This is a genomic window from Georgenia satyanarayanai (assembly GCF_023715365.1).
Classification (GTDB): Bacteria; Actinomycetota; Actinomycetes; order Actinomycetales; family Actinomycetaceae; genus Oceanitalea; species Oceanitalea satyanarayanai_B.
In genome coordinates, this window is record NZ_JAMBNZ010000018.1 from 15,088 (window position 1) to 41,145 (window position 26,058).

Genomic DNA, 26,058 nt, shown 5'->3' on the forward strand with positions numbered 1-26,058 from the left:
AGGCCCCGCCCGCGCCCCCTGCTCTAGTTTGGGGTCATGAAGCTGAGCACGGTCCGGTACTGGTTGCGCCCTCGAGTCCGTCGCGCCGTGAAGTGGGGAGTCCTGGGGCTGGCCGGTGCCCAGCTCTTGGCCGCCACCACCGTCTGGGGCGTCGACACGCTGCGCAAGCGACGCGACCCCCCAGGTGACGAGTTCCCCCACACCGACCCGGTGGGCGTGGACGTCGCGGGCTCCGAGCTCACGGTCTACACCTACGGCGAGCACGTCTACGCCGCGATGCTCGAGGCGATCCGCGGCGCGCAGGAGTACGTGTTCTTCGAGACCTTCATCTGGAAGGGCGACGCCGTCGGTGAGGAGTTCAAGCGCGAGCTCATCGCCGCAGCGGAGCGCGGCGTCCAGGTCTACGTCGTCTTCGACTCCTGGGGCAACCTCGTCGTCCCACCGGCCTTCAAGCGCTTCCCCAAGTCGGTCCACACGCTGAAGTTCCCGCTGTGGCGACCGGGCCTGCTCACCCTCAACATGCGCAAGTCCGGCCGCGACCACCGCAAAATCCTCGTCGTCGACGGCGAGACGGGCTTCGTCGGCGGCTACAACATCGGCGAGCTCTACGCGACGCAGTGGCGCGACACCCACCTGCGGGTCCAGGGCCCGGCCGCGTGGGAGCTCGACAACGCCTTCGTCGACTTCTGGAACGCCCACCGCGAGCGCCACCACCCCGAGCTCGAGGACCGGGGCGCGCACGCGTGGGACTCGCGCATCCGGGCGGCCCGGAACACCCCTTCCTCCATGCTGTTCCCGGTGCGTGGCGCGTACATCGACGCGATGGACCGGGCGCGCCACCACGTCCTCATCACCCAGGGTTACTTCATCCCCGACCCCGAGTTCCTCGAGTCGATGCTCGGGGCCGCCCGGCGCGGCGTGGACGTGCGGGTGCTCATCCCCGAGGTCTCCAACCACGTCCTCGCGGACTGGGTCGCCCGCTCCTTCTACGACCGGTTGCTGCGCGGCGGGGTGTCGATCTGGCTCTACCAGGGCGCCATGGTCCACGCGAAGACGGCGACCGTCGACGGTCGGTGGACGACCATCGGCACGACGAACATCGACCGGATGTCGATGCTCGGGAACTTCGAGATCAATCTCGAGATCCACGACCCGGACCTCGCCGCACACATGGAGCAGGTCTTCACCACCGACCTCACCAATGCCCGCCCGCTGACCATCGAGGAGTGGGAGCGGCGGTCCTTCCTCGCGCGGGTCGGCGAGGAGCTGCTCCACCCGCTGCGCTGGCTGTTCTGAGGGCGGCGCGTGATCGACCTCCTCGCGGCCAACCCGCTGCTGACGATCATGGTGGTCGTCGCGGCCGGGACGCTGCTCGGCATGATGCCTTTCGGCCCCGTGCGCTTCGGGGCCGCCGGTGCGCTGTTCGTCGGTCTCGCGGTGGGCGCGAGCGACCCGCGCCTCGGCGAGGGCTTCGGTCTGCTCCAGACGCTGGGCCTGGTCCTCTTCGTCTACATGGTCGGCCTCGCGGCGGGTGGCCGCTTCTTCCGGGACCTGCGTACCCAGCTGCCGATGCTCGCCGCGGCGGCGGGGGTGCTCGCCGTGGTCGCGGGTGCCGCCGTCGTCCTGGGCCGGGTGCTCGACGTCCCGCCGGGGATGGTGGGCGGCGCCTTTGCGGGCTCGCTCACCGCCACGCCCGCGCTGGCCGCCGCGGCGACGGCGACCGGCACCCAGGAGCCGGCCATCGGCTACTCGCTCGCCTACCCGCTGGGCGTGGTCGTCACGATCGTCATGGTCGCCGTCGTCCTCTCGCGGCCGTGGACGTCCGAGCGCGACCCGCAGCCGCGCGCCGGCATCGGGCTCGTCGACGTGAGCGCCGAGGTGCTCCACCCCCTTTCGCTGCACGAGATCCCCGGCTACCTCGAGGGGACGGTGCGCCTGTCCTACCTCGAGCGTGACGGGCAGATGGGTGTGGTCGAGGAGGACGAGGAGCTGCGGGAGGGGGACCGCGTCGTCGTCGTCGGCGGCCGGCGGGCCGTGCACGACGCCGTCGACCACCTGGGCCGGCGGGTGCACCGGCACCTGGCACACGACCGCTCGGTCGTCCACTTCCGTCGCTTCGTCGTCTCCGACCGGCAGGTGGCCGGGCGCACCGTCCACGAGCTCGACATCCCCGGGCGCTTCGACGGCGTCGTCACCCGCGTGCGACGCGGGGACACCGACCTGCTTGCCCACGAGGACCTCGTCCTCCAGCTCGGTGACCGGGTCCGCGTCGTCTTCCCGCGCGGACAGCTCACCGCGATCTCCGAGCTCTTCGGCGACTCGGAGCGGCGGGTGAGCGAGATCGACCCGCTCTCCCTCGGCACCGGCGTCGCGGTCGGGCTCCTCCTCGGGCTGCTCACCCTGCCCCTGCCCGGCGGGGTGGCCTTCGCGCTCGGCTCGGCCGCCGGGCCGCTCGTCGTCGGGATGGTGCTGGGGCGCCTGGACCGGACCGGGCCGGTCGTGTGGACGCTGCCGAGCTCGGCCAACCGCACAATTCGCCAGCTCGGCCTCCTGCTGTTCCTCGGCGCCACCGGCCTCGCCTCGGGGCAGGCCTTCGTCGCGCAGGCCTTCACGGGGCTCGGGCTGCGGGTGGTCGTGGCGGGCGTCGTGCTCACCGCCCTGGCCGGCGCCGGCTTCGTGCTCGTCGCGCGGCTGCTCGGCCAGAGCACCGCCCGGACGGCCGGCGGGCTGGCGGGGTTCGTGGGGCAGCCGGCGATCCTCGCCTACGCGAGCTCGCGGGTGAGCGACGAGCGGGTGGAGGCGGGCTACGCCGCCCTCTTCGCCGTCGGGATGATCGCCAAGATCCTCCTCGTGCAGGTCGTCGTCACCCTCTGACCCGCCTCTCCCCACCCCCATGCGCCGACAGCAGGATTGCTCCCGTCGCGGGTGGGAGGAATCCGGCTCTCGGCGAGAGGGGGGAACCGCTCCGCGGGTGGGAGGAACCCGGCTCTCGGCGCCTGGGAATGGGCGGTCAGCGGAGGCGGAGGCGAACCCGCTGGCCGGGGGCGATGCGGCTGAGGAGGTCGTGGTCCTGGGCGACGACGTGGCCCACGACGTTGACGGTCGCGTCCGCCGGGAGGTCCCGCCGCTGGATGGCGATCTCACCCTTGTAGCGTCCGGCGGCGTCGTTGTCGACGGTCACCGAGCCCAGCGGCCGACCCACGGTGGGGCCGGCGGAGATGGAGACGTCGGCGAGCGCACCGCGGGCGCCCTCGAGGCGGACCATCGCGGCGGCGTCGTCGGTGCGGTTGCGGTCCAGGACGGTGAGCCGCTCGGCGACGGCCTGCGGCACGGGCGCCGTCAGCTCGACCTCGAGCTCGACGACGTCCTCCAGGGCCCAGGCACGCCAGGCGCGGCGGGTGCGCTCGGACAGCGACGGGTCCCCGACGAAGATGTCGTCGATGCCGGCGCGGCGCAGGTCCAGGGCGGCCGCCACGGGATGGACGTCGCGGTGACGCTCGAGGGTGGGCAGCCCGAAGCCGAGCGGGATGCGCCGCAGGCCGTCGCCCGGGACCCACGCCTGCACGGTGAAGCCGAGGTCGTGGAACATCCGGGTCTGGGTGTCGAGGAACTCGTCGGACAGGCCGGTCCACGGCTTGGGGTAGAAGTTGTGGGAGATGCCGATGCCCTCGGTGCGCAGCCCCATGCCGACGAGGCGCTCGTAGTCGCCCGCCGTGGCGGTCGAGGCGTTGAACCAGATGGGGATCGAGCGGGACAGCGCGACGATCTCCTCGTCGCTCAACCCGTAGTCCACGCGCAGGGCGCTGACGCCCCACTCGCGCATCCTGCCCGCCGTCGTCACGTCCAGCCCGACGGCCGCGAGGGACGGGCCGGAGATGTCGACGACGAGCCCGAGCCCGGCGTCCTGCGCGAGCGAGCCGACGCCCTGCATGCGGGCGCGGAAGTCGCCGTCGGGCTCTTCCGGCACGTGCAGGGAGCCGAAGAGCATGGTGAAGCCGTCCTCGCGGGCGGTGGCGCAGACCTCCTCGGCGACGTCGAGGTGGCGGAAGTAGGCGGACAGGCCGAAGCTCGTCACGAGGACTCCTTGAGGGGCAGGCGGTAGACGCTGAGGGTGGGGGCGGTGCCGTCGGCGAGCGCCTGAGGGTCCCAGTCGGCCGCCCAGTCCCGCTCGACGACGCGGTCGAAGCCGTAGCGCTGGTAGACGCGGTGCGCCGCGGACATGGCAGGCAGGGAGGACAGGACGAGCGCGTCGTCACCGCGGGCGCGGCCCAGCTCCTCGGCGGCAGCGAGGAGCGCCAGGGACACCTTGCGTCCCTGGTGCTGCGGCGCGACGGCGAGCATGCGGACCTCCAGCTCGCCCACGACGGCCACCTCCGCCTCGGGCGTGCCCGCCTCGACGAGGGTGAGGCCGCCGAGGACCTCCGCGCCGTCGTAGGCGGCGAGGACGGCGACGACGTGCGGTAGGCGCCCGGCGACGTCGCGCAGGTCCCGGACGTAGCGGTCGTCCGGACCGATGACCTCGCCCGCGACGTAGGCCTCGGCCAGGACCCGGCCAAGGCGGTCGACGTCGGCGGGATCGACGGTGCGCACGGTGACGGTGCCCGTGGCCGCGCTCACTCGGCACCCCCGTCCCCGGCGACGGCGGCCGGCCCGCCGGCGAGCAGCGCCTCGAAGCCGGCCTCGTCGAGGATGGGGCGGCCGAGCTCGCGGGCCTTGTCCTCCTTGCTGCCGGCGTTCTCGCCGACGACGACGAAGTCGGTCTTCTTCGACACCGAGCCGGAGGCCTTGCCGCCGCGGGCGATGATCGCCTCCTTGGCGCTGTCCCGGGAGAAGTTCTCCAGGGAGCCGGTGACGACGACCGTCAGGCCCTCGAGCGTGCGCGGCACGGACGCGTCGCGCTCGTCAGCCATCCGCACGCCCGCCCGCTGCCACGAGTCGATGACGTCGAGGTGCCAGTTCGGCTCCTCGCCCTCGCCGGGCTCGGCGAACCAGTCCGTGACGGCCTCCGCGATGGTGGGGCCGACGCCGTCGACCGCTGCGAGCCGCTCGAGCGTGGCGGACCGGATCTCGTCGACCGAGCCGAGCTCCGTGGCCAGGGCACGCGCCGCCGTCGGCCCGACGTGCCGGATCGACAACGCGACGAGGACCCGCCACAGTGGCTGCGCCTTGGCCCTCTCCAGCTCCTCGATCATGCGGACCGTGTTGGCCTTCGGCGCGCCGGGCTCCGTGCGCGCCTCACGCGTGCGGGTGGCGGGGTGGTGCTTGTCCTCGGTCCAGAAGTAGCGACGCAGCGCCCACCGGCCGGTGGACTCGCCGTCCTTGCGGACCTCGTACCAGGTGCGGACGTCGGCGAGGTCGTCGACCGTGAGGTCGAAGAGCCCGGCCTCCGAGGTGAGGACAGGACGCTGGGGCCGGGGGACGCCGAGCGCGGCCAGCGCGTCGACGTCCTCGGGAAGGTCCTGCCCCTCGGGCAGCTCGACGGTGCCGTCCTCCGTCTCGATCACCCCGCCCGCCACGAGGGCGTCGAGCGCGGCCTGGCGCCGCGCCTCCGGGTTGGTGAGCGCGAGTGCCGCCTCCTCGCCCAGCGCCTCGACGTCGAGCGCGCCCCGGGAGGCGATGAACTCCACCCGCGCCGACAGCTGGGCGGGGCAGTGCTCGGCGTTGGGGCAGCGGAGGTCGACGTCGGACTCCTTCGCCGGCGCGAGCGGCGTACCGCAGGAGGGGCACTCGGTCGGCATGACGAACTCGCGCTCGCTGCCGTCCCGGAGGTCCGCGACGGGCGCGACGATCTCGGGGATGACGTCCCCGGCCTTGCGCAGCACCACGGTGTCCCCGATGCGCACACCCTTGCGGCGCACCTCGTTGGCGTTGTGGAGGGTGGCCATCGAGACCGTGGACCCGGCGACGAGCACGGGCTCCATGACGCCGTAGGGCGTGACCCGGCCGGTGCGCCCGACGTTGACGCGGATGTCGAGGAGGCGGGTGTTGACCTCCTCGGGGGGGTACTTGTAGGCCACGGCCCACCGCGGGACACGGGAGGTGGCGCCGAGCTGGCGCTGGAGGGCGAGGTCGTCGACCTTGACGACGATGCCGTCGATCTCGTGGAGGCCGTCGTGCCGGTGCTCGCCGTGGTGGGCGATCATCTCATCGAGCTCGGCGCGGCTGGTGACCCGCCGGGTCTGCGGGGAGACCGGCAGCCCCCAGGAGGCGACCATCTCGTACATCCCGTGCTGGGTCACGGGCCGCGCCTCGGGCGGGACGGCGCCCCAGTCGACGGCGCCGACGCCGTGGGCGATGACGTCGAGGCGGCGCGAGGCCGTCACCCGCGGATCCTTCTGGCGCAGCGAGCCGGCCGCCGAGTTGCGCGGGTTGGCGAAGGGAACCTTGCCGGCCGCGACGAGCGAGGCGTTGAGCTCCTCGAAGGCGGCGACGGGGAAGAAGACCTCACCGCGGATCTCGATGAGGGCCGGATGGTTCTCCCCACCGAGCTGCGCGGGCACCGAGGCGATGGTGCGCACGTTGAGCGTGACGTCCTCCCCCACGCGGCCGTCCCCGCGCGTGGCGGCCCGCACGAGCCGCCCCTGCTCGTAGGTGAGGTTGACGGCGAGCCCGTCGATCTTGAGCTCGGCGGTGAAGGCGACGTCGCTACGCCCGATCTCACCCTGCGCGCGCGCGACCCACTCGGCGAGCTCCTCGAGCGAGAAGACGTCCTCGAGGCTCATCATCTGCTGGCGGTGCTCGACGGTGGCGAACTCGGTGGAGAAGGTGCCGCCGACCCGCTGGGTGGGCGAGTCGGGTCCGCGCAGGTCCGGGTGGCGCTCCTCGAGCTCCTCGAGCTCGCGGAAGAGGGCGTCGAACTCGGCGTCGGAGATCGTGGGCGAGTCCCGGACGTAGTAGGCGAACTGCGCCGCCTCGACGCGCTCGGCGAGGTCGGTCCAGCGCTCGCGCGCCTCCGGGGGCGCCTGGGAGGCGGGCTCGGCGGGGACGGGGAGGTCGGCGTCGGAGGTGCTCACCGTGGCATCATGCCCGGCCCCACTGACACCGGCACAGCATGGCGCGATGGAGGCCGGCGGCGACCGCCCGGACTGGCGCCCCGCCGTGGCGGCGCTGGCCGACCCGCACGTGCGGCGTGTCGTTGCCGAGGTCGTGCTCGAGGTGGAGAGGGAGCGCGTCGGTGCGGACCTGGGTCGCTCGCGACGACTCCGGGGCGCTCGACACGCTGCAGGCCGCGGTACTCTTCCGAAAAGGTCGAGAGTCGCGTCGTGGAGGACCGGCAGGCCCCTTCGCGCCGTGACCTCGTCGAGGACGGGCCGCTCGGGCGGTCCCGGCCCGGCTCGGAGTACGCCCGCGTGCGCCCTGAGGAGGCCCGCCACGTCACGCGGTGCCGGCTCCCCGACCTCCGAGGACCGCACGGGCGGTGAGCGCAATGCCCGGGTCCTCGTCGCCGGCAAGGTCCGCCAGCACCTGGTCGGCGCCGGCTCCCGGCAGCTCGGCGAGCGCCTGGGCGAGGCGACGACGCACGGCGCGCCCGGCGTCGTCCCCGACGGCCTCGACGAGCACCGTCACGATGTCGTCGGCGAGCTCGTCGGTCGACGCCAGGCGGCCCAGCGTCTCCGCGGCCTCGACGTCGCTGCGCCCGGCGACCACCATCCGCACGAGGACCGGCACGGCGTCCAGGCTGCCCCGCTCCCCCAGGGTGATCGCCGCCCTGTCCCTCGTCGGGTCGTCTGGGTCGTCCAGCATCCCGTGGAGGAGCGCCGTCGCCTCCTCGCCCGCCACCTGCGCGACGGCGGCGACGGCGCGACGACGGACCTCCGGCAACGGTGATCCCAGTCCGGCGGCGACGTCGGCGAGGGCCGCGTGCCCCGCCCTGGCCAGCGCCCACTGCATCGTGCCCGCGGCGTTGAGGTCGGTCTCGGCGAGGAGCGCCTCGGCGAGGACATCGGTGGGCAGGGCGGTGTCACGCTCGGCGGACAGGACGGCGCGCTGCCGGGCCACGGCATGCTCCGAGCCCAGGCTGCGCAGCAGCGCGACGATGTGCAGCGCCTCGTCCCAGTCGGCCGGTCCGGCGGACTCGACCCGGCGCAGTCGGTCGAGCAGGTCCTCCTCGCGTGCCAGCCGCCGTCGGGTCTGCTCGATGAGGTCACCGATGAGCATTGACGGCGCGAAGCCGGGGTCCGTGAGGGCTCGTTGGACCTCACCGAGGCTCAGGCCCAGCGCGCGGAGGGCCTCGACGTGGAGGATCCGGCGGATGTCCCGCTCGGAGTACTCCCGGTAGCCCCCCGCCGTCCGGCCCGTGGGCTGCACCAGCCCCTGCGCCTCGTAGTGGCGCAGCATCCGCGCAGTGACCCCGGAGCGCCGGGCGACCTCACCGATCAGCACGGCTCGTCCGGCACGGTGGGCGCGGCGCCGGTGAGGACCACGCGCGTGGCCTCGGCGAGGGCGAACCCGCTGTCGGGGTCGCGGCGCAGCGCCTCGGTGGCGACGGCGTGCGCCCGCACCCGCGGGTCGCTGCTCGCCGTCGCCTCCTCGACCGCCGGCGCCACGGCGTCCCCGAGGGCGACCAGCGCACGGCTCAGGCTCCGCTGCGTGTCGTGACCACCCCGGCCGAGCTCGCGCACGAGCTCGCGCGCCAGGCCGCTCTCCTCGCCCGGTGGCACGAGGACGACGGCGGCACGCCACGCGCTGCGGGCCGCCTCGTCGTCGGGGTCGTGCACCGCGGCCCGGATCGCGGGCCACACACCGTGGTCCCCGATCTTCGACAGGGTGTGCAGTGCCTGGCTGCGTGCCTGGCTGTGTGTGGACCGCAGTTCGGTGAGCAGCAGGGGGACCGTCGCCGCCGCCGGGTGCCGGGTCAGGGCCCAGGTGAGCATGTCGCGGACGAAGAAGTCCGGCTCCGTGCGGCAGCGGTGAACCAGCGCCGTGACCAGGGCCGGGTCGGGCCGGGTCCCGGCGGCGAGGGCCGCGCGCAGGCGCGTCGAGGAGTCGGGGTGCGCCAGCGCGTCGGCCGGCCACGAACCCATGTCGTGTCGCGTCGTGTCCATGGCGACCACCTCCTGGTCACAGTGAAGACCCTGCCACCGTGTCAGGGTCAAGGGCGGGCCCGCGCATCCACCCACGGGTGGACGCCGAGGATCAGCCCGGCGGCGGACGCCGACGACACCCCCACCTGGCACGCTGATCCCTATGTGCGGCCGTTATGCATCCTTCCGTCAGGCCCAGGACCTCGCCGACGCCTTCGACGTCGCCGAGATCACCGACGAGGCCATCGAGATCCATCCCTCGTTCAACGTGGCCCCCACCGACCAGGTGAGGGTGGTGCTCGAGCGCGCCGACGCCGGCCGCGAGATGCACGCCGCCCGCTGGGGGCTGGTCCCCGCCTTCGCCAGTGACCCCAAGATCGGGGTGCGGATGATCAACGCGCGCATCGAGACCGTCGCGGAGAAGAACGCCTTCGCCAAGTCGCTGCGCACGCGCCGCTGCATCCTGCCCGCCGACGGGTACTACGAGTGGCGCAAGAACCCCGACGGCTCCAAGACGCCCCACTTCATCCACCGGGCCGACGCCGCCCCGCTCGCCTTCGCCGGCCTCTACGCCTTCTGGCGCGACCCGAGCAAGGCCGAGTCCGACCCCAGCCGCTGGCTGCTGTCCACGACGATCCTCACCCAGCCGGCCCGCTCCCAGCTCACCGACATCCACGACCGCGAGCCCGTCGTGCTCCGCCGCGCCGCGGTCGCGCAGTGGCTGGACCCCTCGGTCACCGCACCCGAGGAGGCGCTCGCCGTGATCGCCCCCGAGCGGCCCCGGCTCCAGTTCCACCGGGTCGGCCCGGAGGTGGGCAACGTGCGGGTGGACTCCCCCGCCCTCATCGAGCCGGTGGACTGACCCGGTGACGACACCCTCCGGCCCGCCCGGGTCTCCGTGGGGGCCCTACCCGCCCCCGCCTCCGCAGCCCACGCCGCACGGCGAGCCCCAGCACTGGCAGGGGCCGGGTGCGTGGCGCGGCCCTGCCGCAGGCCTCCCCGGCGTGCCCCGGTCGCCGGAGCCGGTGCTGCGTGACAGCAGCCGTGTCGCCGACCTCCTCGTCGCCCTCGTGCTGGCGGGGTTCATCGCGCTGCCCTCGATCGTGTCGGCCGGCGCCGCTCCCAGCGGCACCGGCGTCTTCACGGGGCTGGTGGCGTCGGTCGTCATGCCGGCCGCGCTCTACTGGCGCCGATCCCGCCCGGTGCCGTCCGCCGTCGCCGTCTACGCGGCGGCCCTCCTTCACTTCGCCGCGGGGGCGCCGCTCGTCGTCGCCGACGTCCTCATCTTCGTCGCGCTGTACTCCGTGACCGTCTACGGCCCCGTGTGGGCCGGACGCCTCGCCCTGGGCGGCGCCCTCTTCGGCTCGCTCCTCCTCGCGGCGTGGCTCGCGGGGTCGTCCGGGCCGGGGCTCGCCGGAGGTGAGCTCAACAACCTCTCCTTCTCCTTCGAGGACCTCGTCTTCATCGCCATCATCGGGGCCCTGCTGGGTGTGGTGTGCCTGTTCGTCTGGGCGATGGGCCTGGTGCGGCGCAGCCGGCTGGCCCACACCGAGACACTCGCCGAGCGGGCGGCCCGCCTCGAGATCGAGCGTGACCAGCAGGCCCAGATCGCCACGGCCGCCGAGCGGTCCCGAATCGCCCGGGAGATGCACGACATCGTCGCCCACTCCCTGTCCGTCGTCATCGCCCAGGCCGACGGCGGGCGCTACGCGGCCGCCGCGGACCCCGAGGCCGCCACCCGAGCACTGACGACGATCAGCGAGACCGGCCGCGCCGCTCTCGCGGACATGCGCAAGATCCTCGGCGTGCTCCGTGCCCCCGGCACCGACGCCGAGCCGGAGACCACCACCCCCCAGCCCATCGATGCCGACCTCGACGCGCTCGTCGACCAGGTGCGGTCCTCCGGCCTGGACGTCTCACTCGTCCGCGTGGGGCAGGCAAGGTCACTCCCGCCCGGGCTGGGTCTCACCGTCTACCGCATCTGCCAGGAGGCGCTGACGAACGTGCTCAAGCACGGCGGGCCCTCCGCGAGCGCCACCGTGATGATCCAGTGGGCCCCGCAGCGCATCTCGATCCAGGTGGACGACACCGGCCGGGGCGCCGCGGCGACGAGCGACGGCGCCGGGCACGGGCTGCTCGGCATGCGTGAGCGGGTGGCGATGTTCGCCGGCACCTTCGACGCCGGCGCGAGGCCGGGCGGCGGCTACCGGGTGCGGGCCGAGATCCCGCTCCCCGGCGGCCAGCCGGCGTCGGTGCCGGGTGGCACCGACGCCGCGCCGCTCGCTCCGGCATCATGGCCGCAGCCCCAGCAGAACGGAACCCCGTGAGCACCTCCCCCGAGCCCACCCCCATCCGCGTCGCGCTCGTCGACGACCAGCAGCTCGTGCGTGCCGGTTTCGCGCTGGTGATCAACTCCCAGCCGGACATGGAGATCGTGGGCGAGGCCTCCGACGGCGCCCAGGCGCTGCGCCTGCTCGACTCCTACACCGCCGACGTCGTCCTCATGGACGTGCGCATGGCCGGCATGGACGGGCTCACCGCCACGGAGCAGCTGACCTCACGCGGCGCGGACGGCCCGAAGGTCGTCATCCTCACGACCTTCGACCTCGACGAGTACGTCATGCGGGCGATCAAGGCGGGCGCGAGCGGCTTCCTCCTCAAGGACGTCCCCCCGGAGGACATGCTCCACGCCATCCGTACCGTCCACGCGGGCGACGGCGTCATCGCGCCCTCGTCCACCAAGCGGCTCATCGAGCGCCTCGCCGTCATCCTCCCGGACGAGCAGAAGGCGCCGCCCGCCGTGCTGGAGTCGCTCACCGACCGCGAGCGCGAGGTCCTCGTCCTCATGGCGCGGGGCCGCAGCAACACCGAGATCGCGGCGGACCTCTTCGTCGCCGAGGCCACGGTTAAGACCCACGTCGGCCGGGTGCTGTCCAAGCTCGGCGCCCGGGACAGGGTGCAGGCCGTCGTCGTCGCCTACGAGACCGGGCTGGTCAGGCCCGGGTCCTAGGCCGCCTCACCGGACCTCCGCAGCCGGGAGCGGGTGGTGAGCCTTCCCCCCGGCCCACGAGCCGGGGGCGAGTCACCGCACCGGAGGGCACGGCCACGCCGGTATGACGGCGGGGGCGGCCGCGTACGACCACGGGATGACCTAGGAACGGGTCCACGGCACGACGCGGCGGCGCAGGTGGCGCCCGTAGCGTCGATGACATCACCAGACGCGGCCCAGCGCCGCCCCACCGAGGAGAAACCCTGTGAGCACTTCCCCCAGCCGAGCGGCCGTCCGCGCCCGCTCCCTGAGCAAGGTCTACGGCAGCGGGGACGTCGCCGTCCACGCGCTGCGCGGCGTCGACGTCGCCTTCACCGCCGGTGAGTTCACCGCCATCATGGGCCCCTCCGGCTCGGGCAAGTCCACGCTCATGCACCTGCTCGCCGGTCTCGACACCGCGACGGACGGCCAGGTGGTCCTCGGGGACACCGAGCTCACGAACCTCGACGACACGGCGCTCACGCTTCTGCGCCGCGAGCGCGTCGGCTTCGTCTTCCAGTCCTTCAACCTGCTGCCGATGTTCACGGCGCTGCAGAACATCACGCTGCCGTGCGAGCTCGCCGGCACCACGCCGGACCAGGCGTGGCTCGACACCCTCGTCGACACCCTCGGCCTGCGCGAGCGCCTCACCCACCGGCCCAGCGAGATGTCCGGCGGCCAGCAGCAGCGCGTGGCGATCGCCCGCGCCCTCATCACCCGCCCCGAGGTCGTCTTCGCCGACGAGCCCACCGGCAACCTCGACTCCCGCTCCGGCGCGGAGGTCCTCTCCTTCCTGCGCACCAGCGTGCGGGAGCTGGGCCAGACGGTCGTCATGGTCACCCACGACCCGACGGCCGCGTCCTACGCCGACAGCGTCGTCCTCCTCGCCGACGGTCGCATCGCCGGCACGATCGAGCGTCCCACCCCCGAGGCCGTCCTCGCCGGGCTCGACGCGCTGCGCACGGTGAACGCCTGATGCTGCGCCTCACCCTCACCCAGATGCGCCGCAGCAGCGGCCGTCTCTTCGCCGCCGGGCTGGCGATCATGCTCGGCACGGCCTTCATCGCCGCCACGCTCCTGGGCACCGCGGTCATCCGTGACACCACCTACGGTGCGGTCACCGCCGACATCGCCGACGCGGACGTCGTCGTCCCTCCCGGTGCCGAGCTCATCACCCCGGAGCAGCTCGACGAGGTACGGGCACTGCCCGGCGTCGCCGTCGCGGACGGCCGCCTCACCGTCTTCGGCTCTCTCGTCGCGGAGGGCCGGCAGGACTGGTCCACCGTCGAGACCGTCGGTTCCCCCGGCCTGTCCGCCGCCACGCTCGTCGAGGGCGAGCTCCCGACGGCGCCTGGCCAGATCGCGCTCAGTGCCTCCTCGGCCGAGCGGCTGGAGATCGGGCTCGGCGACTCTCTGCGACTCTCCGCGGACGTCTACCTGCCCGCGCCTGCCGGCGTGGAGGAGAGCGACCCCGTCGCCGAGGCCGAGCTCACCGTGGTCGGGCTCCTGCAGGACCCCTCACCGCTCGTGGGAGGGAGCTCCACCGTGCTCGTCACCGAGGCCCAGCGCGACGCCTGGGTGGAGGAGACCGGCCGCGCTCTCGCCTTCGACGAGCTCGTCGTGCGGGCCGCCGACGGCGCCACCCCCGAGTCCGTGGCAGCGGACGTCGCCGACGTGCTCCCCGGGGCCACCGTGTTCACCGGTGAGGCCTTCGCGCAGCAGCGGCTGGAGGAGCTCACCGGCCAGGCCTACATCCTCAGCGCCGTGATCCTCGCCTTCGGGGCGCTGGCCATGTTCGTCGCCGCCATCGTCATCACCAACACCTTCCAGGTCCTCGTCGCCCAGCGCACCCACACCCTCGCGCTCCTGCGCGCCGTCGGCGCGACCAAGCGGCAGGTCCGCCGCTCGGTGCTCACCGAGGCGCTCATCCTCGGCGTCGTCGCCGGCGTCAGCGGCCTCCTCCTCGGCACCGCCCTCGCGCAGGGCGCCCTGTGGGTCCTGGGCGCCCAGGACCTGCCCTTCGCGATCCCCGAGACCGTGACCGTCACGGCGGCCGCCGTCCTCGTCCCCGTCCTCACGGGTGCGCTCGTCACCGTGCTGGCCGCCCTGTCCCCGGCCCGGGCGGCCACCGTGGTCTCCCCTCTCGCCGCGCTGCGGCCGCCGCAGCCGCCGGACCCGCGGGGCGCCTCACGCAAGCGGGTCGTCGCCGCGCTCCTCCTCATCGTCGCGGGTGGCGTCATGGTCGCCACCGCCCCGCTCCTCGCAGCCTCCGACGTGGGTGAGGAGACCGCCATCCTCGGCGGGCTCGCGCTCGGGATCCTCGGCGGCTTCGTGTCCTTTGCCGGCGTCATGCTCGGCATGGTGTTCGTCGTCCCGTCCGTCGTCCGCGCCCTCGGTGCGGTCGCACGGCGCCTGGGCGGCGGCACCCCGGCCCGGATCGCGACGGCGAACGCCATCCGCAACCCGCGCCGGACCGCCGCGACCACCACCGCGCTCGTCATCGGCGTCACGCTCGTCGCTCTGATGTCGACCGGGGCGGTCAGCGCCCGCGCCAGCCTCGACGCGATGCTCCGCAGCGAGTTCCCGGTCGACCTCGTCGTCCAGTCCAGCGCGTGGGACCCGGACACGGGCCGCACGAGCACCCTCACCCCCGCCCAGGTCGACACGGTCGAGCGCACGGAGAACGTCACCGCGACACTGCAGGTCTCCGAGGCGGTGGTCACCTTCCCGACCCCCGACGGCGAGATCGAGACGAGCATCAGCCTCATCGACAGGGCCGCCGCCGAGGACGTCATGCTCGACGCGTCGCAGCTCGACGGGCTCGACTCCGGCACCCTCCTCGTCGGCTCCATGTGGGCCCGGTACACGGGCGTCACCGACGGCCAGATCCTCTCCGTGGGTGACGCCGAGCTGACCGTCGTCGTCGGCGGCAGCGGCGACTGGGCCTACGCCCCGGCCGAGCTGCGCGAGGCGATCGACCCCGAGGCGCCCGTCACCGAGCTGTGGGCGCGGCTGTCCGGCACCGAGCACACCGCGACGATCACCGCGGTCACCGACCGGCTCACCGAGGCGCAGTCCAGCATCACCGACGACCCCGACGCCATGTACAACACCCCGTACGTCGACGGCCCGGCCGCCCAGCGGGAGGTCTTCGAGCAGGTCATCAACACGCTGCTGGCGATCGTCGTCGGTCTGCTCGCCGTCGCCGTCGTCATCGCGCTCATCGGGGTGGCCAACACGCTGTCCCTGTCGGTCATCGAGCGGCGCCGCGAGTCCGCCCTCCTGCGGGCCATGGGCCTCACCCGTGGGCAGCTGCGCGGGATGCTCGCCGTCGAGGGGCTGTTCCTCGCCCTGGCCGGCGTCCTCATCGGCGCCGTCCTCGGTCTCCTGTACGGCTGGGCCGGGACCGCGGTCATGCTCGGCCCGTCGGGCGAGCTCCAGCTCGCGGTGCCGTGGGGCTACCTCGCCGCGATCGTCGTCGTCGCCCTCATCGCCGGGCTCGGCGCCTCGGTGCTGCCCGCCCGCAGCGCCGTGCGTACCCCGCCCGTGGCCGCCCTCGCGGCCGAGTAGACCCGTCGGGCGCCGGGCTGGAGGGGCCGGCTCCCGACGACGACGGGCCCCGTCACGTCCCTGGACGTGACGGGGCCCACTCGCGCGCCGGGGGCGGCGCAGTGAGACTGGCGGTGCCCAGCTCGCCCCGCCGCCCTGCGGCACCGACCGGGAGGCTCCCATGTCTCAGCACCGTGCGCGCCGTAGCGCCACCGTCCTCGCCGCGACGACGGCGGCCGTCCTCGCCCTGCCGCTCGTCGCCCTGGCGCAGCCGCCCCGCGCGACCGACCCTGTCCCCCCGCTCCCCCTCGGCGCCGAGGACCTGCCCGAGGCGCGGGAGACCGAGCAGCTCGCCCCCGGCGTCACCCTCACCCGCATCGTGCGCGGGGAGACCACGGCCAGCTACCCGTGGACGGTCGAGGTCTCCGTCCCCGCCGGCTCCGGCTCACCCGACCCCGACGCCCCGCCGACCGCCCTGCGTGACCGCGCGAGCGCGGAGGAGGTGGCCACCGAGCTGCGCGACGCCGGCCTGGACGCCCGCGCCGAGGAGGTCCTCACCGAGCCGGTCGCCGACTTCGCCGGTGGCAGCCTCGGCTGGCGCGTGCGCGTGGGTTCCTTCGCCGACCGCGCCGCCGCCGACGCCGCCCGGGCACAGGTGGTCGCCGCGGGTCACCGCGGCTCCACCCTCTCCACCGGCTGGGACGCCGACGGCGACGACGACCGCGGCCCGTGGCGCCTCGACGTCCTCACCGTGGACCCCCGCCACTTCCGCGGCGAGGTGGCCGCCTCCGTGGGCCCCGACGTCGAGCAGCGGGAGACGACCTCCGAGCTTGCGGCGCTGTCCGGTGCGATCGCCGCCGTCAACGGCGGCTTCTTCGTCCTCGACCCGCAGGCCGGCGCACCCGGCGACCCGGCCGGTGTGTCCGTCGTCGACGGGGAGCTCCTCAGCGAGCCGGTGGGTGAGCGTCCCGCGCTTCTCCTCCGGCCGGACGCGCGGCGCACCGAGGTCGAGCGCCTCGGCTGGGAGGGCGAGCTCCGCGCCGGCGGCACCCGGCTGCCCCTCGACGGCCTCAACCGGGTGCCTGGCCTCGTCCGCAACTGCGGCGGCCTCGACGACCTGCCCACCTCCCTGCCGCTGCACGACGTCACGTGCACCGACCCCGACGAGCTCGTCGTCTTCACCGAGACCTTCGCGGAGCGGACCCCTGCCGGCCAGGGCGTCGAGGCCGTCCTCGACCGCCACGGCCGCGTCACCGAGCTCCGCGACGAGCGGGGCGGCCCCGTCCCTGACGGCGGCAGCACCGTCCAGGCCACCGGCGACCTCGTCCCCGTCCTGCGCGCGCTCGCGGAGGAGGGCAGCCGCCTCGACGTGAGGACCGCAGTCACCGGCGAGGACGGGCGCACCGTGCACCCGAGCCGCTACCCCGCCGTCGTCAACGGCGGGCCCGAGCTCGTCCGCGACGGCGAGCGGCACGTCACCGCCGCCACCGACGGCATGGTCCACCCCGACAACCCGAGCTTCTACTACGGCTGGGCCCACAAGCGGAACCCGCGCACCCTCGCCGGTGTCGATGACCGCGGCCGGCTCGTCCTCGTCACCGCGGACGGGCGCAGCACCGACGCGCTCGGGCTGTCGATCCCCGAGGCGGCGGACGTCGCCGTCGGGCTCAGCCTGCGCGAGGCGCTCAACCTCGACGGTGGGGGGTCGACGGCGATGGTCGCCGAGGGCCGGCTGCTCACCGTCCCGTCCGACGCCGCGGGCGAGCGTCCCGTGGGCGACGCCGTGCTCGTGCTCCCGGGACATCCCACCCGCCCCTGACCTCCGCCCCCCTCCAGCGCTCGGCGCGACGGACATGGGCGGCTAGACGACGGCGCGGGGCGGGGCGGTCCGGTCGGCCCAGGCGACGGACGGCGGGACGAGGAGCCCGGCCGTCACGGCGACGGGCAGGACGACGAGGAGGGCGACGACCCACCCCGGGATGGCACCGGACTGGGACAGGCCCGTCGCGAGCACGAGCAGCTGCCAGGTGACGAGCGGCCCGCGGCCCCAGCGCCGGCGCTGGAGGAGTGCCCGTGCCGCCACGACGAGGAACGTGCAGATGCCGAGGAACATGAGCGCCAGCACGGCCGTGACGGCGCCGCCCGTGGTTCGCCCGCTGAGCACCTCGACAAGCATCCCCCCGGCCAGCGCGACCAGTGCGCCGACCTCCACGAGGACGAGGAGGAGGGCCAGGACGAGGGGCAGCGGCGGTCGCGCGGGGCGGTCGGTGGTCACCGACCCAGCGTACGTGGCGACCCGGTGTGACCGACGCCGCCCGTGTGACGAACACCACTCGACTTCGCCTGCAGTTCACCGTCCCGACCCCCTTGTCGGGTGGGACCGGACCATGTGAGGGTTGGAGGCAGTCACCGGCCGCGTTGGACTTCCCCCCTCAACGATCACGGCCTACCGCTGCGCCCAAGAAGGAGTTGCCATGGACTGGCGCCACACCGCTGCCTGCCTCAACGAGGACCCCGAGCTCTTCTTCCCCATCGGCAATACCGGGCCGGCCCTCCTCCAGATCGAGGAGGCCAAGGCGGTCTGCCGCCGCTGCCCCGTCGTGGACACGTGCCTCAAGTGGGCGCTGGAGAACGGCCAGGACGCCGGCGTCTGGGGCGGCCTGTCGGAGGACGAGCGCCGCGCGCTCAAGCGCCGCACCGCCCGCGCCCGCCGCGCCTCTTGAGTCTCACCGCACTGCTGAGCAGGCCCCCGGTGCCCCTTGCGGCACCGGGGGCCTCCTCCGTCTCTGGCGACGGCGGCCTCTTCGGCGGGGTCACCGACTTTGCCGTCAACCTCATGGAGACCCTGGGCGGGCCGGGAGCCGCGCTCGCGATCGCGCTCGAGAACCTCTTCCCGCCGATCCCGAGCGAGGTCATCCTCCCGCTCGCCGGCTTCACCGCGAGCCAGGGCGAGCTCTCGCTCGTCGGCGTCATCCTGTGGACGATCCTCGGCTCCGTCGTCGGCGCCCTCGCTTTGTACGGGCTCGGCGCCAGCCTCGGCATCCACCGGCTCAAGGCGATCGCCGAGCGGCTGCCGCTCGTGGACGCCGGGGACATCGACGACACCGAGCGCTGGTTCGACCGCCACGGCCCCAAGGCCGTCTTCTTCGGTCGCATGCTGCCGATCTTCCGCAGCCTCATCTCGATCCCCGCGGGCATCGAGCGTATGCCGCTGCCCGTGTTCCTCGGGCTGACGACGGCGGGCTCGGCCATCTGGAACACCCTGCTCGTCGGCGCCGGCTACCTGCTCGGCGAGAACTGGCACGTCGTCGAGCAGTACACCGGCATCCTCCAGTGGATCGTCATCGCCGGAGTCGTCGGCGCCGTCACGTGGTTCGTGTGGAGCCGCACCGGAAGCCGCGACCGCACGCGTCGGCAGCGCCGCAAGGAGCGCGCCGCGGACTAGCGCGCGTCGGCGATGTGCGCCCGGACCACGACCTCCGTCCCGCCGCCGGGGGCCGGGCGCCAGTCGATAGTGCCGCCGAGCTCCCCGCGCACGAGCGTCGAGACGATCTGGGTGCCCAGGCCGCTGAGGACGCTGCCCTCGGCGAGGCCCGCGCCGTCGTCGCGCACCACGACGTCCAGCTGCTCCCCCTCGCGCTGGGCGGTGACGACGACGGTGCCGCCGGTCGGGCCCAGACCGTGCTGGACGGCGTTGGTGACGAGCTCGGTGAGGACGACGGCGAGCGCCGTCGCGTCGTCGGCCGGGACCTGACCGAAGCTGCCGCCCACCTCGGTGCGCACGTGCCCCTCCCCCGCCGCGACGTCCGCGGACAGGCGCAGCACCCGCACGAAGAGGGCGTCGAAGTCGACGATCTCGTCGATGATCTGGGACAGCATGTCGTGGACGAGGGCGATGGTCGACACCCGCCGGATCGCCTCGCCGAGCGCGTCGCGCACCTCCGCGCTGCTCGAGCGGCGCGACTGGAGCCGCAGGACCGCGGCCACCGTCTGGAGGTTGTTCTTCACCCGGTGGTGGATCTCCCGGATGGTCGCGTCCTTGGTGAGCAGCTCCAGCTCCTGGCGGCGCACCTCGGTGACGTCGCGGCACAGGAGCACCGCCCCACGACGCTGCCCGTTCTCCGTGATCGGGATGGCGCGGAAGGAGACGACGACGCCGTGCGCGTCGATCTCCGAGCGCCACGCCGCCTTGCCGGTCATGACGACGGGCAGCGACTCGTCCACCGGGCTCGCGCCGTCCATGACGTCGGTGACGGCCTCGACGAGGAGCTTGCCGGTGAGGTCGCCGATGACCCCGAGACGGTGGAAGCACGAGAGGGCGTTGGGGCTGGCGTAGAGGACCTCGCCGTCCAGGCCGAGCCGGAACAGCCCGTCGCCCACGCGCGGCGCCCCGCGCCGGGAGCCGGTGGGCGAGCCGGGCTGGGGGAACTCCCCGCGCGCGATCATCGCGCAGATCGCGTCTGCCGCCTCGACGTAGTTGAGCTCCAGGCGGCTGGAGGTGCGGGTGATGCCGAGGTTGGCCTGCCGGGAGATGACGGCGATGGTGCGTCCCTCGTGGACGACGGGCACGGCGTCCTCGCGGACCGCGTGGGAGCCGATCCAGCGCGGCTCGGTGGCGCGCACCGGCACCTGGCGCTCCATGGCCTGGCGCAGCAGGCGGCGGCGACCGGCGGGGATGAGCCGGCCCACGACGTCCTCGTAGTAGACGGTCGCACCGGTCGAGGGGCGGCAGTGGGCGACGATGAGGAAGTCCTCCTCGCCCAGCGGGATGCACAGGAGGAGGTCCGCGAAGGAGAGGTCGGAGACGACCTGCCAGTCACCGACGAGCTGGTGCAGCCGCTCGATGCTGTGCGGGTCGAGCCGTGAGCGGTCCTGGATGAGTTCGCTGAGCGTCGACACCCGGTCAGCGTATAGCCCGCCCGTGCGCCGTCGCCGGTCCCGGTTACGCTGGGACCCCTGGCGACTGAAGGAGCAACGTGCGGTTCGACGCGACGATCGACTACCCCGCCGACATGGACACGGTGGCCGCGATGCTCGCCGATGAGGAGTTCGTCCGACGCAAGATCGCCGCCTCCGGTGCGCTCGACTCCACCCAGGAGGTCATCTGGGAGGGTGAGGCCTTCACCGTCACCACCCGCCGGCAGATGCCCACCGACCAGGTTCCCTCCTCCTTCCGCTCGCTCGTGGGCCAGAGCCTGGACGTGCGGCTCGTGGAGGCCTGGCAGGCCCCGCACCCGGACCGCACCCGCACCGGCACCCTGTCCCTCGACATCGCCGGCGCCCCCGTCCGCGTCATCGGACGCATGTCCCTGCAGCCCGGCCCGGACGGCGGGACGGTGCAGTCGTTCTCGGGGGACATCACCGCCTCCGTCCCGTTCTTCGGCAAGCCCATCGAGAAAGCCGCCGCCGGTGCCGTGGACCAGGTCCTCGCCGTCGAGCGCTCCATCGGGCTGGACTTTCTCGCCGGCAGGTGAGCCACCCGATCCATCCCCCGGCCCGCGGACCATGGGGGAGGATCAAGTGGTGAACGAACTCGAGGAGCTCCAGGAGGTCGCCCACCGGGTGGAGGCCGCCATGTCGAGCGTCATCGCCGGCAAGGACGACGTCGTCCGGACGGTGGTCACCGTCCTGCTCGCCCAGGGCCACCTCCTCGTGGAGGACGTGCCCGGCGTCGGCAAGACCATGCTCGCCAAGGCGCTGGGACGGAGCATCGACTGCAGCGTCCAGCGCATCCAGTTCACCCCGGACCTGCTGCCCAGCGACGTCACCGGCGTCAGCGTCTTCAACCAGGACGCCCGCACCTTCGAGTTCCGGCCCGGCGCGGTGTTCGCCAACGTCGTCGTCGGGGACGAGATCAACCGCGCTTCGCCCAAGACGCAGTCGGCGCTGCTCGAGGCGATGGCCGAGGGCCAGGTGACGGTCGACGCCACGACCTACCGGCTCGAGGAGCCGTTCATGGTGATGGCGACGCAGAACCCCATCGAGATGGAGGGCACCTACCCGCTGCCCGAGGCGCAGCGCGACCGCTTCATGGCGCGCATCGAGATGGGCTACCCCGACCCCGCCGCCGAGCTCGACATGATCGGCGCGCACTCACGCACCGATCCCCTCTCCGCGCTGCGGCCGGTCACCGACGCGCTCACCGTCGCGCGGCTGGTGGGCGCGGTCCGCACGATCTACGCGAGCCCCGCCGTCCTCCAGTACGTCGTCGACCTCGCCACCGCGTCCCGGCGCCACGCGCGCCTACGCCTGGGGATCTCCCCGCGCGCGGCCCTCCACCTCGTGCGCGCCGCCCGCGCCCATGCGGCCCTCGACGGGCGCACCTTCGTCCTGCCCGACGACGTCCAGGTGCTCGCCGTCCCCGTCCTCGCCCACCGCGTCATCCTCAGCAACGACGCCCAGCTCGCCCGCGAGACGCCCGAGCAGGTCGTCGCCGGCCTCCTCGGCGAGGTGCCCGTCCCCGTGGGGGCGCGATGAGCCGACGCCCGCGTCTCACCGGCCGGGGGCAGGTCTTCCTCGCGCTGGGGGTCGTCGTCGTCGCGCTCGGGACGCTGCTCGGGTACCCGGACATCACCCGGGCCGGTGTCCTCGTCACCGGGCTGCCGGTGCTCGCCGTCGTCGCCGGGTGGCGGCCGGCGCCGCCCGTGGCCCTCCAGCGGCTCGTCTCACCGGCGCTCGTGGCCCCCGAGCAGCCGGCGCAGGTCGAGCTCGTCCTGCGTGGGCGCGGTACCCGCCTCACCCCGGTCCAGGTGGCCGAGGAGGAGCTGGACGCGCTGCTCGGCACCGGCCCGCACTTCCTGCTGCCGCGCATGGACCCCGGCGAGCGCCACACCGTGCGCTACCGCGTCGCCTCCCCCTCCCGCGGCGCCCACCGGCTCGGGCCGCTGCACCTCGAGCGACGCGACCCCTTCGGGATGACGACGGCGAGCGTCCAGCTGCCCGGCGAGGGCCAGCTCCTCGTGCTGCCCCGCATCGAGCCGCTGGGACCGAATCGGGTCCACGGCGGCGGCCTGGGCCGCGAGGGCCAGGTCCCCCACATGGTCGCGCTCCACGGCGAGGACGACGTGAGCATCCGCGCCTACCGCGACGGTGACGACCTGCGGCGCGTCCACTGGCCCACGACCGCCCACCGCGGTGAGCTCATGGTCCGCCAGGAGGACCGTCCCGCCCGCCGCCGCGCCGTCCTGCTCCTCGACGCCCGGGCCGGTGCCTACGGGGACGCCCACGAGGCCTTCGAGTGGGCGGTGCGCGCCGTCGCCTCCCTGGCCGTCCACCTCGGCGAGGACGGCTACGCGGTGCACGTCGTGGGGGCCGGGGAGCCGGGCCGCACCGACCTCCTCACCGTCCTGCGGGCCCTCGCGCTCGTCGAGCCGACCGCGGACGCCCTCACCCCCTACGTCCGTGACGCGCACGCGCTGACGGCGGACGGCGCCGTCGTCGTCGCGGTCGTCGCCGACCACGACCCCGAGGCCGTCCTCGCCGTCCCGGGCGTCCGCTCCCCCGGCAGCCTCGGGGTCGCGCTCGTCCTCGACACCACCTCCTTCGCCGACGACCCCGAGGTGCGCGGCTGGTCCGCCCGCGGCGACGGCGAGCTCGTGCCGATCTTCACCGCGGCCGGCTGGCGCACGCGGACCGTCCGGGACGGCGACGCCGTCGCGGACGTGTGGGCCGCCGCTGTCCCGCCCGCGCGCGGACGGCGCGCCGACCTGGCAGGCCTGCGGTGAACGACCCCTGGGTGACCGCCCTGCTCCGCGGCCGGTGGGTGGAGTCCGCCCTCGCCGTGACGGCGCTGGTCGCCGTGTCCTGGCCGCTGGGCGAGCTCGTCTCGACCCGGCCGTGGATCGGGCCGCTGTTCGGGGTGCTGCTGCTCGTCGTCGCCGCCGGCTCCCTCGTGCGCATGGCGCGGGTGCCGGCCTGGCTCGTCCTCCTCGCCCAGGTGCTGGCGCTCCTCGGCGGGCTGGCGGGCTGGGCGCACCAGCACCGGCCGCCCGACGAGTCCACGCTCGTCGCGATGAGCGCTCTCGTGCGCGAGGGCGTCCTCACGATCCAGACCTACTCCGTCCCTGCGCCCGCGACGCCCGGGCTCACCTTCGTCGTCCTCGGCTCGATCGCCGCGCTCGCGCTCGTGGTGGAGGCGCTCGGGGTGACGTTCCGGGCGGGCGCGCTCGCCGGTGTCCCGCTCCTCCTCGTCTCCGCGGGCGCGGCCTCCGGCTCGGGCCAGGCGCTTGACCCGCGCTACTTCCTCATCGGGGCGGCCGCCTGGCTCGTGCTCCTCTCCCAGCAGGGCCGCGCGCGGCTCGAGGAGTGGGAGGACCGGCCCGGCGCCGCAGTGAGCGTCGACCGCGTCGTTGCCGCCCGCGGCACCCATCACCGGCTGGGCGTGACGGCGCGGGTCATGGGTCTGTCGGCCCTCGTCCTCGCCGTCGTGCTCCCCGGCATGCTGCCGCACCTGCCGCCAACCGTCCTCGTCGACGGCCGCTCGGGCGAGGGCGCGCCCGGCACGGTGAGCTTTACCGACACCCTCGACCTCAGCCAGGACCTCGCCGACCGTTCCAACGCGCCGGTCATCCGCTTCCGGACCGAGGACAGCTCGCCGCCGCCGCTGCGGGTGACGGCCAGCCTGACCTACGCCGACGGTCAGTGGCTGCCGGTGGGGGACGCGACCTCCGGGCCGTTCCTGCAGCCCTCCGTCAACCCGATGAGCGCGCTGATCTTCTCGGGGGCAGGGATCGAGTCGACGCCGCGGACGATGACCGTCGTCCAGAACGGCATGCGCGCCCCGCAGCTGGCCATGCCCTACCCGCCGTCCGAGGTCGACCTCGGTGAGGTCGGGTGGACTTGGGACCTGCTCACCGAGGCCATGCACGTCGACTCCGCCCCCGGGACCTACGAGGTCCAGTACAAGGAGATGGCGGCGCTCGAGACCCTGCCGGCGGAGGTCGGCGCACCACCCGAGCCGCTGGCCGACCGGTACCCCCCGGACGCCCTTGTCGAGGAGACCACCGAGGACGGCGCTGTCTTCATCACGGCCCCCGACGGGATGACCGTCGCGACGATGTACCCGGACGGCCGGTACGAGAGCTACCTCAGCGACGGCACGACGATGGTCGAGCACGCGGACGGGAGCGTGGAACGGACGTTCTGGTACGGCGGACCGAGCACGCTCGCCGTCGACCCGACCTCCGGGGGCGTGGTGCGAGAGCTTGCCGCCGAGCTCGCCGGTGACCGGACGAACCAGATCGACATCGCGCTGGAGATCCAGCGCTACCTGCGCAGCCCGGAGTTCACCTACTCCCTCACCCTCGCCGACCCCGTCGCGAGCCCGGACGGGCGGCCGCTCGACCCGATCTCCCACTTCCTGGCGACCAAGCAGGGCTACTGCACGCAGTTCGCCACCGCGATGGTCATGCTCGCGCGGGCCCAGGACATCCCCGCCAGGCTCGCCGTCGGGTTCCTCCCCGGCTCGCGCGGCCTGGACGGCACCCGCACCGTCGTGGCGAGCGACGCGCACGCGTGGCCCGAGCTCTTCATCACCGGTCTCGGGTGGACGCGCTTCGAGCCCACGCCGGGCCAGCGCAGCGGCACCGCACCCACCTTCGCCACCGAGGGCCAGCAGCAGGCCGTCCCCACCCCGCAGGAGGTGCCCACGACCGAGGAGCCGACCGTCTCCCCAGCACTGCCTGACAGCGCCGGCGGGGCGGGCGGCAGCGGCGAGGAGGGCTGGTTCGAGCGGCACGCCGAGGTGATCGGGTGGACGGTGCTGGGACTCGCCGCCGTCCTCGCCCTCGCGTCGGTCGTGCCCCTCGCCGGCCGCTGGCAGCGCTGGCGGTCCCGCCGCGGGCGGAGCCCCGCCGCGCAGGTCGAGGGCGAGTGGGCCGTGCTCGTCGACGGCCTCGCCGACCTCGGCGTGTCCCCGCCGGCCGCTGCGACGCCTCGGGCCCTGCGCGACCACTACGCGCGCGAGATCGCGCCGGACATCCCGACGAGAGAGGCGCTGGAGCGGGCGACCGACCGGCTCGAGTCGGCCCGGTACGCCGGGCAGCCCCCCGAGCTCGGCTCGATGCGTGAGGACGTGCGACAGGTGGTGGCGTGGCAGCGCGCGCGGGTGACCCGCCGTCGCCGTCTCCTCGCGACCCTGCTGCCCGCGGGCGGACGCGCCCAGCTCGGCACCCTGCTCCCCGGCCGCCGCCCCCGCCCCGCCGTCCGCTGACCGGCGTCCCTCCCCCGCGAGCCCCACCGCCGACAGCCGGATTTCTCGGCCGCGCAGCGCGCTCCACCCCCGGAGGAATCCGGCTCTCGGCACACGCGGGCTCCCGGAGGAATCCGGCTCTCAGCACACGGGGGCTCCCGGAGAATCCGGCTCTCAGCACACGGGGGCTCCCGGAGAATCCGGCTCTCAGCACACGGGGGCTCCCGGAGAATCCGGCTCTCAGCACACGGGGGCTCCCGGAGAATCCG

21 protein-coding genes are annotated in these 26,058 nt (G+C 74.1%); 14 read left to right on the forward strand and 7 right to left on the reverse strand.

Annotated features, from left to right (window positions below; all coding sequences use genetic code 11):
- Nucleotides 1–36 precede the first annotated feature (36 nt).
- Complete coding sequence (locus M3148_RS15865) at nt 37–1,296, forward strand: phospholipase D-like domain-containing protein (RefSeq protein ID WP_251305705.1); 1,260 nt, start codon at nt 37–39, stop codon at nt 1,294–1,296.
- 9 nt (nt 1,297–1,305) lie between these two features.
- Complete coding sequence (locus M3148_RS15870; RefSeq protein ID WP_251305706.1) at nt 1,306–2,874, forward strand: TrkA C-terminal domain-containing protein; 1,569 nt, start codon at nt 1,306–1,308, stop codon at nt 2,872–2,874.
- A gap of 136 nt (nt 2,875–3,010) precedes the next feature.
- Here the strand turns inward: M3148_RS15870 and M3148_RS15875 are convergent, their stop codons facing one another.
- The 5 genes from M3148_RS15875 to M3148_RS15895 form a co-directional block, all read right to left on the reverse strand.
- Nucleotides 3,011–4,075: a MupG family TIM beta-alpha barrel fold protein gene (locus tag M3148_RS15875; protein WP_251305707.1), complete on the reverse strand. Its 1,065-nt coding sequence runs from the start codon at nt 4,073–4,075 to the stop codon at nt 3,011–3,013.
- Nucleotides 4,072–4,617 (reverse strand): GNAT family N-acetyltransferase, encoded by a 546-nt coding sequence (locus M3148_RS15880; protein WP_251305708.1) that lies wholly within the window; start codon nt 4,615–4,617, stop codon nt 4,072–4,074. Before M3148_RS15880 ends, M3148_RS15875 begins: the two co-directional genes overlap by 4 nt.
- Nucleotides 4,614–7,013 (reverse strand): NAD-dependent DNA ligase LigA, encoded by a 2,400-nt coding sequence (ligA, locus tag M3148_RS15885; RefSeq protein WP_251305709.1) that lies wholly within the window; start codon nt 7,011–7,013, stop codon nt 4,614–4,616. Before ligA ends, M3148_RS15880 begins: the two co-directional genes overlap by 4 nt.
- Nucleotides 7,014–7,374: 361 nt before the next feature.
- Nucleotides 7,375–8,382, reverse strand: a complete 1,008-nt coding sequence (locus tag M3148_RS15890; RefSeq protein ID WP_251305710.1) for a HEAT repeat domain-containing protein — start codon at nt 8,380–8,382, stop codon at nt 7,375–7,377.
- Complete coding sequence (locus M3148_RS15895; protein WP_251305711.1) at nt 8,376–9,044, reverse strand: HEAT repeat domain-containing protein; 669 nt, start codon at nt 9,042–9,044, stop codon at nt 8,376–8,378. The genes M3148_RS15890 and M3148_RS15895 overlap by 7 nt, the downstream gene beginning before the upstream one ends.
- A gap of 142 nt (nt 9,045–9,186) precedes the next feature.
- On the opposite strand from M3148_RS15895, the gene M3148_RS15900 reads away from it, so the two are divergent.
- The 6 genes from M3148_RS15900 (at nt 9,187) to M3148_RS15925 (ending at nt 17,419) form a co-directional block, all read left to right on the forward strand.
- Nucleotides 9,187–9,885, forward strand: a complete 699-nt coding sequence (locus tag M3148_RS15900; protein WP_251305712.1) for an SOS response-associated peptidase — start codon at nt 9,187–9,189, stop codon at nt 9,883–9,885.
- Nucleotides 9,886–10,027: 142 nt separating this feature from the next.
- Entirely contained in the window at nt 10,028–11,350 is a 1,323-nt protein-coding gene (locus M3148_RS15905; RefSeq protein WP_251305713.1) for a sensor histidine kinase, read from the forward strand.
- Nucleotides 11,347–12,033, forward strand: a complete 687-nt coding sequence (locus M3148_RS15910; protein ID WP_440136963.1) for a response regulator — start codon at nt 11,347–11,349, stop codon at nt 12,031–12,033. Before M3148_RS15905 ends, M3148_RS15910 begins: the two co-directional genes overlap by 4 nt.
- 244 nt (nt 12,034–12,277) lie before the next feature.
- Nucleotides 12,278–13,027 carry an ABC transporter ATP-binding protein gene (locus M3148_RS15915; RefSeq protein ID WP_251305715.1) on the forward strand — a complete coding sequence of 250 codons (750 nt, stop codon included), beginning with the start codon at nt 12,278–12,280 and terminating at the stop codon, nt 13,025–13,027.
- On the forward strand, nt 13,027–15,621 hold the full coding sequence (locus tag M3148_RS15920; RefSeq protein WP_251305716.1) for an ABC transporter permease: 2,595 nt from the start codon (nt 13,027–13,029) through the stop codon (nt 15,619–15,621). Before M3148_RS15915 ends, M3148_RS15920 begins: the two co-directional genes overlap by 1 nt.
- 160 nt (nt 15,622–15,781) lie before the next feature.
- Complete coding sequence (locus M3148_RS15925; RefSeq protein WP_251305717.1) at nt 15,782–17,419, forward strand: phosphodiester glycosidase family protein; 1,638 nt, start codon at nt 15,782–15,784, stop codon at nt 17,417–17,419.
- Between the two features lie 42 nt (nt 17,420–17,461).
- Here the strand turns inward: M3148_RS15925 and M3148_RS15930 are convergent, their stop codons facing one another.
- The gene (locus M3148_RS15930) at nt 17,462–17,875 is read right to left on the reverse strand and encodes a hypothetical protein (protein ID WP_251305718.1); all 414 of its coding nucleotides are present in this window, start codon (nt 17,873–17,875) and stop codon (nt 17,462–17,464) included.
- A gap of 199 nt (nt 17,876–18,074) precedes the next feature.
- Between M3148_RS15930 and M3148_RS15935 the strand changes: the two genes are divergently transcribed.
- Both M3148_RS15935 and M3148_RS15940 read left to right on the forward strand, forming a co-directional pair.
- Nucleotides 18,075–18,323 carry a WhiB family transcriptional regulator gene (locus M3148_RS15935; RefSeq protein WP_152192985.1) on the forward strand — a complete coding sequence of 83 codons (249 nt, stop codon included), beginning with the start codon at nt 18,075–18,077 and terminating at the stop codon, nt 18,321–18,323.
- Nucleotides 18,324–18,352: 29 nt separating this feature from the next.
- Nucleotides 18,353–19,045, forward strand: a complete 693-nt coding sequence (locus M3148_RS15940) for a DedA family protein (RefSeq protein ID WP_440136964.1) — start codon at nt 18,353–18,355, stop codon at nt 19,043–19,045.
- Here the strand turns inward: M3148_RS15940 and M3148_RS15945 are convergent.
- Nucleotides 19,042–20,499, reverse strand: a complete 1,458-nt coding sequence (locus tag M3148_RS15945) for a sensor histidine kinase (protein WP_251305719.1) — start codon at nt 20,497–20,499, stop codon at nt 19,042–19,044. The genes M3148_RS15940 and M3148_RS15945 overlap by 4 nt on opposite strands.
- Before the next feature lie 77 nt (nt 20,500–20,576).
- On the opposite strand from M3148_RS15945, the gene M3148_RS15950 reads away from it, so the two are divergent.
- From M3148_RS15950 to M3148_RS15965, 4 genes are read left to right on the forward strand one after another with little or no spacing between them, the layout of a single operon-like run.
- Entirely contained in the window at nt 20,577–21,074 is a 498-nt protein-coding gene (locus M3148_RS15950; RefSeq protein WP_251305720.1) for a DUF2505 domain-containing protein, read from the forward strand.
- Between the two features lie 31 nt (nt 21,075–21,105).
- On the forward strand, nt 21,106–22,077 hold the full coding sequence (locus M3148_RS15955) for an AAA family ATPase (RefSeq protein WP_251305721.1): 972 nt from the start codon (nt 21,106–21,108) through the stop codon (nt 22,075–22,077).
- A complete protein-coding gene (locus tag M3148_RS15960) occupies nt 22,074–23,324 on the forward strand; it encodes a DUF58 domain-containing protein (protein WP_251305722.1) in 1,251 nt (416 codons plus the stop codon). Before M3148_RS15955 ends, M3148_RS15960 begins: the two co-directional genes overlap by 4 nt.
- An 11-nt stretch (nt 23,325–23,335) precedes the next feature.
- Nucleotides 23,336–25,810, forward strand: coding sequence for a transglutaminase TgpA family protein (locus M3148_RS15965; RefSeq protein ID WP_251305723.1), 2,475 nt, complete (start codon nt 23,336–23,338; stop codon nt 25,808–25,810).
- Nucleotides 25,811–26,058 lie beyond the last annotated feature (248 nt).

What these genes read in the sequence shown, in the direction of transcription:
- M3148_RS15865 (WP_251305705.1), top strand. Translation starts at nt 37, where the DNA reads ATGAAGCTGAGCACGGTCCGGTACTGGTTGCGCCCTCGAGTCCGTCGC.
- M3148_RS15900 (WP_251305712.1), top strand. Translation starts at nt 9,187, where the DNA reads ATGTGCGGCCGTTATGCATCCTTCCGTCAGGCCCAGGACCTCGCCGAC.
- M3148_RS15925 (WP_251305717.1), top strand. Translation starts at nt 15,782, where the DNA reads ATGTCTCAGCACCGTGCGCGCCGTAGCGCCACCGTCCTCGCCGCGACG.
- M3148_RS15960 (WP_251305722.1), top strand. Translation starts at nt 22,074, where the DNA reads ATGAGCCGACGCCCGCGTCTCACCGGCCGGGGGCAGGTCTTCCTCGCG.
- M3148_RS15935 (WP_152192985.1), top strand. Translation starts at nt 18,075, where the DNA reads ATGGACTGGCGCCACACCGCTGCCTGCCTCAACGAGGACCCCGAGCTC.
- M3148_RS15895 (WP_251305711.1), bottom strand. Translation starts at nt 9,044, where the DNA reads ATGGACACGACGCGACACGACATGGGTTCGTGGCCGGCCGACGCGCTG.
- M3148_RS15955 (WP_251305721.1), top strand. Translation starts at nt 21,106, where the DNA reads ATGGGGGAGGATCAAGTGGTGAACGAACTCGAGGAGCTCCAGGAGGTC.
- M3148_RS15920 (WP_251305716.1), top strand. Translation starts at nt 13,027, where the DNA reads ATGCTGCGCCTCACCCTCACCCAGATGCGCCGCAGCAGCGGCCGTCTC.